Source organism: Streptomyces sp. SID1328 (assembly GCF_009865595.1).
GTDB classification, from domain to species: domain Bacteria; phylum Actinomycetota; class Actinomycetes; order Streptomycetales; family Streptomycetaceae; genus Streptomyces; species Streptomyces griseoluteus.
The window spans coordinates 1-1462 of record NZ_WWKH01000229.1; the positions used below are offsets into that span (position 1 = coordinate 1).

Sequence of the window (1462 nt, forward strand, 5' to 3'; positions counted from 1 at the left end):
CGGCCGCCGCCGGGTGCCGAAGCGCAGCAGCGCGGCCGAGGCGAGGAAGGTCCCGACCGTGATCAGCAGCGCGTGCCGGGGGCTGACGACGGTCAGCAGCAGCCCGCCGGTCCCGTACCCGACGAGCAGGGCGCTCTGCGAGACGATCCGGATCAGGGACCGCCCGAGCACGAAGGCGTCACCGTCCCCGAGGACGTCCGCGAGGGTCGCCATCCGGGTGCCGGAGAAGACCGGCGAGACGACGGCCACCCCGCAGCGCAGCGCCAGCAGCACCGCGACCCCCGTCCCCGGCACCACCATCACCGCCACGCACGCGGCGCACACCAGGTCGCACACCACCAGTACCCGCCGGGCCGGGAACCGGTCGGCGACCGGCGCGAGCAGGGTGCCGCCGAGGGCGTACGGCAGGAAGCCGGCCGCGAAGGCGAGCGCGCTCATCAGGGGCGAGGCGGTGAGGTCGTAGACGAGGACGGACAGCGCGATCTCGCTGACGACCGTCCCGAGCAGGGACAGCACATGCGCGGCGAAGAGGGCGCGGAACTCGGGGACGGCCAGGACGTGGCGGTATCCGGTACGGGGGGCCACCGGGGCCGTGGGCAGTGCGGACATGGCGGGCAGCCTGCCGGGGGCAGGGCCGGTCGGCGTAGAGTTTCGGCTCCAGCCGAATGTCAGGAGGAGCAGCCGTGGCCTCGCACCTGCATTTCGGTGAGGACGACTTCCTGAACTGCCGGTTCGCCGTCTCCCCGCTGTGGGAGACCCACGACGCGGTGCGCACGCTGCGCCGCCCGGACCGGCAGGGCTACCACGTGCCGTGGCTGCGCCGCATCCGTACGGCGGCGGCCGGTCTGGACCTCGCTCCGCTGTGGCTGCTGATGCCCCGCCGGGGCCACTCCCCCGACTGGCTCGGACCACCGCCGATCGGCCCGGCGGCCACCTTCGAGGAGGAGATCGCGGCGGTACGGGCGGCCGACCCGGAGGCGGCCCGCGAGGACACCGCCCGCTCCCTGGCCTGCACGCCGGGCGCGCCGGCCTCGGAGCAGGGCCGGGCGTGGCTGGCGGACCCGGTGCGGATGGTGCGGGAGCTGGCGGACGCCCTGGAGGTGGCCTGGCGGGTGCTGGTGGAGCCGGAGTGGCCCCGGCTGCGGGCGCTGCTGGAGGCGGACGTGGCCTTCCACTCGCGTCGTCTCGCCGAGGTCGGCCTCGGCACCCTGCTGCCCGAGCTGGACGCCCGGCTGAGCTGGGACGGCCGCACCCTGACCCTGCCCGGCGGGGTGTACGAGCGCCGGCTCGGCGGGCGGGGCCTGGTGCTGATGCCGAGCGTGTTCTGCTGGCCGGACGTGATCACCGGCTTCGACCCGCCGTGGCAGCCGACCCTCGTCTATCCGGCGCGCGGTGTCGGCGGCCTGTGGGCCGAGCCGGGCGCCCGGACCCCGGAGGCGCTCGTGCGCCTGCTGGGCCGCAA

At 75.8% G+C, this 1462-nt stretch carries 2 protein-coding genes; one reads left to right on the top strand and one right to left on the bottom strand.

What is annotated here, in order from left to right; genetic code table 11:
- On the bottom strand, positions 1-609 hold a 609-nt coding region (locus tag GT030_RS06510; protein ID WP_161200254.1), incomplete at its 3' end, for an MFS transporter.
- A gap of 74 nt (positions 610-683) precedes the next feature.
- Here GT030_RS06510 and GT030_RS06515 point away from each other — a divergent pair.
- Positions 684-1462, top strand: a 779-nt coding sequence (locus GT030_RS06515; protein ID WP_161200255.1) for a DUF5937 family protein, incomplete at its 3' end; no start/stop codon positions are given.